Annotated in this window: 8 protein-coding genes and 1 pseudogene; 7 read left to right on the forward strand and 2 right to left on the reverse strand. The window is 62.1% G+C overall.

The window, feature by feature from the left end:
• Window positions 1–15 precede the first annotated feature (15 nt).
• Complete coding sequence (locus L9Z73_RS17580; protein ID WP_247403401.1) at window positions 16–153, reverse strand: hypothetical protein; 138 nt, start codon at window positions 151–153, stop codon at window positions 16–18.
• 247 nt (window positions 154–400) lie between these two features.
• Window positions 401–631 (reverse strand): cytochrome C oxidase subunit IV family protein, encoded by a 231-nt coding sequence (locus tag L9Z73_RS17585; RefSeq protein ID WP_247403404.1) that lies wholly within the window; start codon window positions 629–631, stop codon window positions 401–403.
• A 63-nt stretch (window positions 632–694) separates the two neighbouring features.
• On the opposite strand from L9Z73_RS17585, the pseudogene mtnA reads away from it, so the two are divergent.
• From mtnA to L9Z73_RS17620, 7 genes and pseudogenes are all read left to right on the forward strand, one after another.
• Window positions 695–1,495, forward strand: a pseudogene (gene mtnA / locus L9Z73_RS17590) (S-methyl-5-thioribose-1-phosphate isomerase); the annotation flags it as partial.
• Between the two features lie 424 nt (window positions 1,496–1,919).
• Window positions 1,920–4,574 carry a DNA gyrase subunit A gene (gene gyrA, locus L9Z73_RS17595; protein WP_247403407.1) on the forward strand — a complete coding sequence of 885 codons (2,655 nt, stop codon included), beginning with the start codon at window positions 1,920–1,922 and terminating at the stop codon, window positions 4,572–4,574.
• A gap of 110 nt (window positions 4,575–4,684) precedes the next feature.
• Window positions 4,685–5,770 carry a 3-phosphoserine/phosphohydroxythreonine transaminase gene (gene serC, locus L9Z73_RS17600; protein WP_177031812.1) on the forward strand — a complete coding sequence of 362 codons (1,086 nt, stop codon included), beginning with the start codon at window positions 4,685–4,687 and terminating at the stop codon, window positions 5,768–5,770.
• Window positions 5,770–6,864 (forward strand): prephenate dehydratase, encoded by a 1,095-nt coding sequence (gene pheA, locus L9Z73_RS17605; RefSeq protein ID WP_247403410.1) that lies wholly within the window; start codon window positions 5,770–5,772, stop codon window positions 6,862–6,864. Before serC ends, pheA begins: the two co-directional genes overlap by 1 nt.
• A 9-nt stretch (window positions 6,865–6,873) precedes the next feature.
• Window positions 6,874–7,986 (forward strand): histidinol-phosphate transaminase, encoded by a 1,113-nt coding sequence (hisC, locus tag L9Z73_RS17610; protein ID WP_247403413.1) that lies wholly within the window; start codon window positions 6,874–6,876, stop codon window positions 7,984–7,986.
• Window positions 7,987–8,014: 28 nt separating this feature from the next.
• Window positions 8,015–10,225, forward strand: coding sequence for a bifunctional prephenate dehydrogenase/3-phosphoshikimate 1-carboxyvinyltransferase (locus L9Z73_RS17615; protein ID WP_247403419.1), 2,211 nt, complete (start codon window positions 8,015–8,017; stop codon window positions 10,223–10,225).
• Window positions 10,222–10,598, forward strand: a 377-nt coding sequence (locus L9Z73_RS17620) for a (d)CMP kinase (RefSeq protein WP_247403416.1), incomplete at its 3' end; no start/stop codon positions are given. The genes L9Z73_RS17615 and L9Z73_RS17620, both read left to right, overlap by 4 nt.

Below are 10,598 nucleotides of genomic sequence, written 5' to 3' on the forward strand. Positions count from 1 at the left end.
TTATACGTTGTCGAGCTACGCGACGGCGATAGATCGTACGGACGTGATGGCGGCATAGGCCGCGACTTCCAGCACACCGCCGAGAACATCGGCCATCATTGAGGTGTGCAGCAGCGCGTCGCCTTCGCGGGCGGCCCAAAACGCGTCAGTCATGCCTGCAATCCCTGCCTGAAAAGGCCGGAATCAAATCACGCGACTAACGTGTTGCTCAGGTGAGACTTTCCGAGAGGGTCGTAAGGCTTTTCCCAAAGCACACAGAGCGGAGGTGTCCGCGATTCAGACACCTCAGGCGATGCCATCGCAGGCAAGCCAGCTCCCACACGTGACCGGGCCCGGCTTCCAGGATCAAGTCGGCTATACCGCCGCCTCGCTTTGGCTTTTGATCTTGGGCACTCCGAACCTAGACGAGCCCCACCACCAACACCAAAACGACAGGCCAGCCCAGCACCAGAGCGCGCCAAAACCTGGGGGCATGCCGTAACTCCATGAACCCATCGGCAATCATCCACGCCTTGACCACCGCCAGCAGCAAAACCGCCAGCCACAGCCCTGAGCCGCCGGCCAGCACGGTGCCGACGCTGAGCACCACCAACGCGGCCCAACACACGATCAGCCCTTGGGAAGCGGTCATCGGCACCTCATCCAATCACGTAAACCAACGGAAACAGCACCACCCACACCAGATCCACCATGTGCCGATACTCGCCCGACCGCTGCGAACCTGTTCTGGGCCCTCAAACGCATGCGCGACCGCCTGGACCGCCTCAAGAAACACGCCAATCCGCTGGCTGTGCTGGAAGCCGAAGCTATTGCGATCCATGAAAGCGACCGCGAAGCCAATCTCGTCATGGCCCAGTTGGGCGTCGAGCGGATTCGCAAGCACCAGGGCAACGCTCAGGCGATCCTGACCCACGGCAACGCAGGCGCCCTGGCGACGGGAGGGTTCGGTACGGCCCTCGGGGTGATTCGTGCTGCCTTTCTGGAGGGATTGGTCGAGCAGGTCTACGCCAACGAAACCCGGCCCTGGCTGCAAGGTTCGCGGCTGACCGCCTGGGAGCTGGCGGGCGACGGCATCCCCGTCACGGTCAACGCCGACTCGGCGGGCGCGCACATCCTCAAGACCAAGGGCGTGACCTGGGTGATCGTCGGCGCCGACTGCATTGCGGCCAATGGTGATGTGATCGGCAAGATCGGCACCTATCAATTGGCGGTGTGCGCCATGCACCATGGCGTGCGTTTCATGGTGGTGGCGCCGAGTTCGACCCTGGACCTGATGATGGCTGCGGGCGACGACGTGGCCCTGGAAGAGCGCGATGCGGGCGAGTTGCTGGAAGTCGCCGGCCAGCGCTTCGCCGCCGATGTGAATGCCTTCAACCCGGTGTTTGACGTGACCCCGGCCGACTTGATCGATGTGATCGTTACTGAAAAGGGCGTTGTCGAACGGCCGGACACCGCCAAAATCGCTCAGTTGATGTGCCGTAAGCGGCTGCATTGAGGGCTTTGGCGACTGTCAGATTGCCATCGGGGGCAAGCCCCCTCCCACATTTTGACTGTGTTCACAATTGGAGTGTGGGAGGGGGCTTGCTGCCGATTGGCCTCAAAAGGCCATAAATCCTTCGGATCTGCACCGCAAAAACAGCACCACCCCGGCTCTGAGGCCCTCTCGTCGTCGTCAAGCCTGTCATCCGTCAACTTACTATGCTCCATGCCCGTCAGGGGGATAGGTGCGTGGCGGCGATTGTGATAACATCCGGCGGTTTCCAGGGTCGCCCCGAGGGGCTGCCCTTAACGTGCAGATCCGTGTCATAACTCGTTGATTTGTCGTAAGTCGTTGCCAGGCACCATGCCGGCAGCGGCGAGCTTCGTTCGTCCCATATGGATGTGACGAGGTTTCACCCGAAAAAGGAATCAGGCTTCTCATGGGCGAACTGGCCAAAGAAATCCTCCCGGTCAATATCGAAGACGAGCTGAAACAGTCCTACCTCGACTACGCGATGAGCGTAATTGTCGGTCGGGCACTGCCTGATGCGCGCGATGGCTTGAAGCCCGTGCACCGGCGTGTGCTGTTCGCGATGAGCGAGCTGGGTAACGACTGGAACAAGCCGTACAAGAAATCTGCCCGTGTTGTCGGTGACGTGATCGGTAAGTATCACCCTCACGGCGACACTGCGGTGTACGACACCATCGTTCGGATGGCCCAGCCGTTTTCCCTGCGCTACCTGCTGGTAGACGGCCAGGGCAACTTCGGTTCGGTCGACGGCGACAACGCCGCAGCCATGCGATACACCGAAGTGCGCATGACCAAGCTGGCGCACGAGCTGCTGGCCGACCTGCACAAAGAAACCGTGGACTGGGTGCCGAACTACGACGGCACCGAAATGATCCCGGCGGTCATGCCGACCCGGATTCCCAACCTGCTGGTCAACGGCTCCAGCGGTATCGCCGTGGGCATGGCCACCAACATCCCGCCGCACAACCTCGGTGAAGTCATCGACGGTTGCCTGGCCCTCATCGACAACCCTGAGTTGACCATCGATGAGCTGATGCAATACATCCCCGGTCCGGACTTCCCGACCGCCGCGATCATCAACGGTCGCGCCGGCATCATCGAAGCCTACCGCACCGGTCGTGGCCGCATTTACATGCGCGCCCGCTCGATGATCGAAGACATCGACAAGGTCGGTGGCCGTCAGCAGATCGTCATCACCGAGCTGCCTTACCAGTTGAACAAGGCGCGTCTGATCGAGAAGATCGCCGAGCTGGTCAAGGAGAAGAAGCTCGAAGGCATCACCGAGCTGCGCGACGAGTCCGACAAGGACGGTATGCGCGTCGTGATCGAGCTGCGTCGTGGCGAAGTGCCTGAGGTGATCCTCAACAACCTCTACGCCCAGACCCAGCTGCAAAGCGTGTTTGGTATCAACGTCGTGGCCCTGATCGACGGTCGCCCGCGCATCCTGAACCTCAAGGATCTGCTGGAAGCCTTCGTCCGTCACCGTCGCGAAGTCGTGACCCGCCGTACCGTGTTCGAACTGCGCAAGGCCCGCGAGCGCGGCCACATCCTGGAAGGCCAGGCGGTTGCGCTGTCGAACATCGACCCGGTCATCGCCCTGATCAAGGCTTCGCCGACTCCGTCGGAAGCCAAGGAAGCGCTGATCAAGATGCCGTGGGAATCCAGCGCCGTCGTGGCGATGGTTGAACGTGCCGGCGCCGATTCCTGCCGTCCCGAGACCCTGGACCCGCAATACGGTCTGCGCGAGGGCAAGTATTTCCTGTCGCCGGAACAGGCCCAGGCCATCCTGGAACTGCGCCTGCACCGCCTGACCGGTCTGGAGCACGAGAAGCTGCTGGCCGAGTACCAGGAGATCCTCAACCAGATCGGCGAGCTGATCCGCATCCTCAACAGCGCCGTGCGCCTGATGGAAGTGATCCGCGAAGAACTGGAAGTGATCCGTGCCGAATACGGCGACGTGCGCCGCACCGAAATCCTTGATGCCCGTCTCGACCTGACCCTGGGTGACATGATCCCGGAAGAAGAGCGCGTCGTGACCATCTCCCACGGTGGCTATGCCAAAACCCAGCCATTGGCTGCGTATCAGGCCCAGCGTCGTGGTGGTAAAGGTAAATCGGCTACCGGCGTGAAGGATGAGGACTACATTGCTCACCTGCTGGTCGCCAACAGCCACACCACGCTGCTGCTGTTCTCCAGCAAGGGCAAGGTGTACTGGCTGAAAACCTACGAAATCCCGGAAGCCTCCCGCGCCGCCCGTGGTCGTCCGTTGGTCAACCTGCTGCCGCTGGACAGTGATGAATACATCACCACCATGCTGCCGGTCGAGGAATACACCGAAGGTCACTTCATCTTCATGGCCACCGCCAAGGGCACCGTGAAGAAGACCCCGCTGGAATCCTTCAGCCGTCAACGCAGCGTGGGCCTGATCGCCCTGGAGCTGGATGAAGGCGACGTACTGATCTCCGCGGCCATCACCGATGGCGAGCGTGAAGTCATGCTGTTCTCCGATGGCGGCAAAGTGACGCGCTTCAAAGAGTCCGACGTGCGAGCCATGGGCCGTACCGCCCGCGGTGTGCGCGGCATGCGCCTGCCGGAAGGGCAGAAGCTGATTTCCATGTTGATCCCGGAAGAAGGCAGCCAGATCCTCACCGCTTCGGCGCGTGGTTATGGCAAGCGTACCGCCATCAGCGAGTTCCCGGAGTACAAGCGTGGTGGTCAGGGTGTTATCGCCATGGTCAGCAACGATCGCAACGGCCGTCTGGTCGGCGCGGTCCAGGTGCTCGATGGCGAGGAGATCATGCTGATTTCCGACCAGGGCACCCTGGTGCGTACCCGTGTTGCCGAAGTGTCGAGCCTGGGTCGTAACACCCAGGGCGTGACGCTGATCAAGCTGGCCAGCGACGAGACGCTGGTAGGTTTGGAGCGCGTTCAGGAACCGTCTGAAGTCGAAGGCGAAGAACTGGAAGGCGAGGAATTTGACGGCGAGGTGATCGCAACCGGCGATGACAACGTCGACGAACCGACCCTCGACGCTGCCGCAGACGAAGAAGAACCGCAGGAATAAGCGGACAAGCAGGGGGCGGATGAAGATTCGCCCCCTTGTTGTTTGTCCCTTGTGAAAGTATTAAAAACCGATTTATTGCACCACCCCACCAGATCAGAGTGAGATTGGATGTGAGCAAGAGAGCCTATAACTTCTGTGCCGGTCCCGCGGCGCTTCCTGAAGCAGTCCTGCAGCGCGCGCAGGGTGAACTCCTCGATTGGCATGGAAAAGGCCTCTCTGTGATGGAAATGAGCCATCGCAGTGATGAGTTCGTGTCCATCGCCACCAAGGCCGAGCAGGACCTGCGCGACTTGCTGGACATCCCCTCCGACTACAAGGTCCTGTTCCTGCAGGGCGGCGCGAGCCAGCAGTTCGCCCAATTGCCGCTGAACCTGCTGCCGGAAGACGGCACGGCCGACTACATCGACACCGGTATCTGGTCGCAGAAAGCCATCGAAGAAGCCGCGCGCTACGGCAACGTCAACATCGCTGGTACCGCCAAGCCTTACGATTACTTCGCGATTCCAGGTCAGAACGAGTGGAAGCTGTCGAAGGATGCGGCCTACGTACACTACGTGGCCAACGAAACCATCGGCGGCCTGGAATTCGACTGGGTGCCTGAAGTGGGTGACGTGCCGCTGGTGTGCGACATGTCCTCGGACATTCTCTCGCGGCCGATCGATGTGTCCCGCTACGGCATGATCTACGCCGGCGCGCAGAAGAACATCGGCCCGAGCGGCGTCGTGGTCAACATCGTCCGTGAAGACCTGCTCGGTCGCGCCCGCTCGCTGTGCCCGACCATGCTCAACTACAAGGTTGCGGCCGACAACGGCTCGATGTACAACACGCCGCCGGCGTTTGCCTGGTATCTCTCGGGCCTGGTGTTCGAGTGGCTCAAAGAGCAGGGCGGTGTTGCCGCCATGGGCAAGCTCAACGAAGTGAAGAAGCGCACCCTGTACGACTTCATCGACGCCAGCGGCCTGTACAGCAACCCGATCAACCTGACCGACCGCTCATGGATGAACGTACCGTTCCGTCTGGCCGACGACCGCCTGGACAAGCCGTTCCTGGCCGGTGCCGAGGCGCGTGGCCTGCTGAACCTCAAGGGTCACCGTTCGGTAGGCGGCATGCGCGCCTCCATCTATAACGCTGTCGATATCAACGCCATCAACGCGTTGGTGGCCTACATGGCAGAGTTCGAAAAGGAACACGGCTAATGTCTGAGCAAGAACTCAAGGCCCTACGCGTGCGCATTGACAGCCTGGACGAGAAAGTCCTGGAGCTGATCAGTGAGCGCGCGCGCTGCGCCCAGGAAGTGGCGCGGGTGAAGATGGCGTCCCTGGCGGAAGGCGAAGTGCCGGTGTTCTACCGTCCGGAGCGTGAAGCCCAGGTGCTCAAGCGCGTGATGGAGCGCAACAAGGGGCCGTTGGGCAACGAAGAGATGGCGCGGTTGTTCCGTGAAATCATGTCTTCCTGCCTGGCGCTTGAGCAGCCGCTGAAAGTGGCTTACCTCGGCCCGGAAGGCACCTTCACCCAGGCGGCGGCCATGAAGCACTTCGGTCACGCGGTGATCAGCAAGCCGATGGCGGCGATCGACGAAGTGTTCCGTGAAGTGGCGGCCGGTGCGGTGAATTTTGGCGTGGTGCCGGTGGAAAACTCCACCGAAGGCGCGGTCAACCACACCCTGGACAGCTTCCTTGAGCACGACATGGTGATCTGCGGCGAAGTCGAGCTGCGCATCCACCACCACTTGCTGGTGGGTGAAAACACCAAGACCGATAGCATCAGCCGCATCTACTCCCACGCCCAGTCCCTGGCCCAGTGCCGCAAGTGGCTGGATGCGCATTACCCGAATGTCGAGCGCGTGGCGGTGTCCAGCAACGCCGAAGCGGCCAAGCGGGTCAAGGGTGAGTGGAACTCGGCGGCGATTGCCGGTGATATGGCCGCGGGCCTGTATGGCCTGACGCGCCTGGCCGAGAAAATCGAGGATCGCCCGGACAACTCCACGCGCTTCTTGATGATCGGCAGCCAGGAAGTGCCGCCCACCGGCGACGACAAGACCTCGATCATCGTCTCCATGAGCAACAAGCCCGGCGCGCTGCATGAACTGCTGGTGCCGTTCCACGACAACGGGATCGACCTGACGCGCATCGAGACTCGTCCTTCGCGCAGCGGTAAATGGACCTATGTGTTTTTTATCGACTTCGTCGGCCATCACCGCGACCCGCTGGTCAAAAGCGTGCTCGAGAAAATCAGTCAGGAAGCTGTGGCACTCAAGGTGCTGGGCTCTTACCCGAAAGCGGTTTTGTGAGGCGTTAACATGAGTGGCAACTTCCTCGCCCTGGCGCAGCCGGGCGTGCAGCAACTGTCGCCTTACGTTCCAGGCAAACCTGTGGACGAGCTGGCGCGTGAGTTGAACCTGGACCCGGCGAAGATCGTCAAGCTGGCCAGTAACGAGAACCCGCTGGGCCCAAGCCCCAAGGTGCTGGCGGCGATTCGTGAAGAGCTGGCCGAGCTGACCCGTTATCCGGATGGCAACGGCTTTGCCCTCAAGTCCCTGCTGGCGCAAAAGTGCCGGGTCGAGCTGAATCAGGTGACCCTGGGCAATGGCTCCAACGACATTCTTGAACTGGTCGGCCGTGCTTATCTGGCGCCGGGCCTGAACGCCGTGTTCAGCGAACACGCGTTTGCGGTCTACCCGATCGTCACCCAGGCCGTCGGTGCCGAAGCGCGGGTGATTCCTGCCAAGGACTGGGGCCACGACCTGCCGGCCATGCTGGCGGCGATCGATGCGCAGACCCGTGTCGTCTTTATCGCCAACCCGAATAACCCGACCGGTACTTGGTTCGATGCGCAGGCATTGAACGACTTCCTGCAGGATGTGCCGGAGCATGTGCTGGTGGTGCTGGACGAGGCCTACATCGAGTACGCCGAAGGCAGCGACATGCCCGACGGCCTGGATTTCCTCGCGGCCTACCCGAACCTGCTGGTTTCGCGCACGTTCTCCAAGGCTTATGGCCTGGCATCGCTGCGCGTCGGCTACGGCCTGTCGACGGCGGTGGTGGCCGATGTGCTCAACCGTGTGCGCCAACCGTTCAACGTCAACAGCCTCGCCCTCGCGGCGGCCTGCGCAGCGTTGCAGGATGCCGAGTACCTGGAAGAAGGGCGTCGCATCAACGAAAGCGGCATGCTGCAGTTGCAGGCCGGCTTTCGTGAGCTGGGCCTGGGCTGGATTCCGTCCAAGGGCAACTTCATCTGCGTCGATCTCGGCCAGGTGGCGGCCCCGGTTTTCCAAGGCTTGCTGCGCGAAGGCGTGATCGTGCGTCCGGTGGCCAACTACGGCATGCCGAACCACCTGCGCATCACCGTCGGTCTGCCGGCTGAGAACAGTCGCTTCCTGGAGGCGCTGGCCAAGGTTCTGGCTCGTGGTTGATGTCACTGCATTGCAACCTGCTGTGCCTATGATCGGTCGCCTGGTGGTGGTCGGTCTGGGCTTGATCGGTGGTTCCTTCGCCAAAGGCCTGCGCGAGAGCGGGTTGTGTGGCGAAGTGGTCGGCGTGGACCTGGACCCGCAATCGCGCAAGTTGGCGGTTGAGTTGGGGGTCGTTGATCGCTGTGAAGCCGACCTGGCGCTCGCGTGCCAGGGCGCCGATGTGATCCAGCTCGCCGTGCCGATCCTGGCCATGGAGAAGTTGCTGACGGTGCTGGCCGGCATGGATCTCGGCCAGGCGATCCTCACCGACGTCGGCAGTGCCAAGGGCAATGTGGTGCGTGCGGCGCAGCAGGCCTTTGGTGGCATGCCCGCGCGTTTTGTGCCGGGCCACCCGATTGCCGGTTCCGAGCAGAGCGGGGTGGAGGCGTCCAATGCGCAGTTGTTCCGTCGCCATAAAGTGATTCTGACGCCGCTGGCGCAAACCGATCCGGCAGCCTTGGCGGTGGTCGATCGTCTGTGGCGCGAGCTGGGCGCGGATGTGGAACATATGCAGGTCGAGCGCCACGATGAAGTGCTGGCGGCGACCAGTCATCTGCCCCATCTGCTGGCGTTCGGCCTGGTGGATTCGTTGGCCAAGCGCAACGAAAATCTCGAGATTTTCCGCTATGCCGCCGGTGGCTTTCGCGATTTCACGCGGATCGCCGGCAGCGACCCGGTGATGTGGCACGACATCTTCCTCGCCAACCGCGAGGCTGTGTTGCGCACCCTGGACACCTTTCGCAGCGACCTCGACGCCTTGCGCGACGCGGTCGATGCCGGGGATGGCCACCAGTTATTGGGCGTGTTTACCCGTGCGCGGGTGGCGCGTGAACATTTCAGCAAGATCCTGGCACGCCGGGCCTACATGGAAACCGCTGTGAACGCCGATGACCTGACTTTCCTCGCCAACCCGGGCGGCCGCTTGAGCGGGCGTATTCGGGTGCCGGGCGACAAGTCGATCTCCCATCGGTCGATCATGCTCGGTTCGTTGGCTGAGGGCGTGACCGAAGTCGAGGGTTTCCTTGAGGGTGAGGATGCCCTGGCGACCTTGCAGGCGTTTCGCGACATGGGCGTGGTGATCGAGGGGCCGCACCATGGGCGCGTGATCATTTATGGTGTTGGGTTGCATGGCTTGAAGCCTGCGCCGGGGCCGATCTATCTCGGCAACTCCGGCACGTCCATGCGCTTGCTGTCCGGCTTGCTCGCCGCACAGAGCTTCGATAGCGTGCTGACCGGCGATGCTTCGCTGTCCAAGCGCCCGATGAGCCGCGTGGCTGAGCCGCTGCGGGAAATGGGCGCAGTGATCGAAACCGGCCCGCAAGGGCGTCCGCCGCTGACCATTCGTGGTGGCCAGAAGTTGAAAGGCCTGACCTATACGCTGCCGATGGCCAGTGCGCAGGTCAAATCCTGCCTGCTGCTGGCGGGCCTGTATGCCGAGGGCAAGACCTCCGTCACCGAGCCGGCCCCGACCCGTGACCATACCGAGCGCATGCTGCGCGGTTTTGGTTATCCGGTGGAGGTGGTAGGTGCAACGGCGACGGTCGAGTCGGGCCATGCACTGACTGCCACTCATATTGAAGTGCCGGGGGATATTTCCTCGTCGGCGTTTTTCCTGGTGGCGGCTTCGATTGCCGAAGGTTCCGAGCTGTTGCTGGAACATGTCGGGATCAATCCGACGCGCACCGGGGTAATCGACATCCTGCGGCTGATGGGCGCGGATATCACCCTGGAAAACCCGCGCGAAGTGGGCGGCGAGCCGGTGGCCGACCTGCGGGTACGTGCTGCCGCGCTGAAAGGGATCGAGATCCCCGAAGCGCTGGTGCCGCTGGCGATCGATGAGTTTCCCGTGCTGTTTGTTGCCGCTGCCTGCGCTGAAGGGCGAACCGTCTTACGCGGTGCGCAAGAGCTGCGCGTCAAGGAGTCCGACCGTATCCAGGTCATGGCCGACGGTCTGTTGGCGCTGGGCGTGAAGTGTGAACCCACCCCTGATGGGATTATCATTGACGGTGGCCTGATGGGCGGTGGTGAGGTCCATGCCCATGGCGATCACCGGATTGCGATGGCGTTCAGCGTGGCTTCGCTGCGAGCAACGGCGCCGATTCGTATTCGTGACTGCGCCAATGTCGCTACGTCTTTTCCGAATTTTCTTACACTGTGTGCCCAAGTCGGCATCCGTGTTGCCCAAGAGGCTCAATTGTGAATATCAAAGCACCGGTGATTACCATCGACGGGCCAAGCGGCTCGGGCAAAGGCACGATCGCCGGCATCCTGGCCAAGCGCCTGGGCTGGTGCCTGCTGGATTCCGGCGCGCTGTACCGTCTGCTGGCGTTTGCTGCCCGCAACCACGGCGTCGACCTGACCAACGAAGAATCCCTGAAGCTGCTGGCAGCGCACCTTGACGTGCAGTTCGTCGGTGCGACAGAAGGTCATCCCCAGCGCATCATCCTGGAAGGGGATGATGTGACCGATGACCTGCGTAACGAGCAAGTCGGTTCCTGGGCTTCCCAGGTTGCCGCGCTGCCCGCCGTGCGTGATGCGCTGCTGCAGCGCCAGCGGGCGTTTCAGGAGCCGCC

The organism is Pseudomonas emilianonis (genome assembly GCF_023072625.1).
Classification (GTDB): Bacteria; Pseudomonadota; Gammaproteobacteria; order Pseudomonadales; family Pseudomonadaceae; genus Aquipseudomonas; species Aquipseudomonas paraveronii.

Bases quoted from the DNA above. Each gene is read 5' to 3' on its own strand.
- gyrA (WP_247403407.1), top strand. From the start codon at position 1,920: ATGGGCGAACTGGCCAAAGAAATCCTCCCGGTCAATATCGAAGACGAG.
- pheA (WP_247403410.1), top strand. From the start codon at position 5,770: ATGTCTGAGCAAGAACTCAAGGCCCTACGCGTGCGCATTGACAGCCTG.
- L9Z73_RS17585 (WP_247403404.1), bottom strand. From the start codon at position 631: ATGACCGCTTCCCAAGGGCTGATCGTGTGTTGGGCCGCGTTGGTGGTG.
- L9Z73_RS17580 (WP_247403401.1), bottom strand. From the start codon at position 153: ATGACTGACGCGTTTTGGGCCGCCCGCGAAGGCGACGCGCTGCTGCAC.
- hisC (WP_247403413.1), top strand. From the start codon at position 6,874: ATGAGTGGCAACTTCCTCGCCCTGGCGCAGCCGGGCGTGCAGCAACTG.
- L9Z73_RS17615 (WP_247403419.1), top strand. From the start codon at position 8,015: ATGATCGGTCGCCTGGTGGTGGTCGGTCTGGGCTTGATCGGTGGTTCC.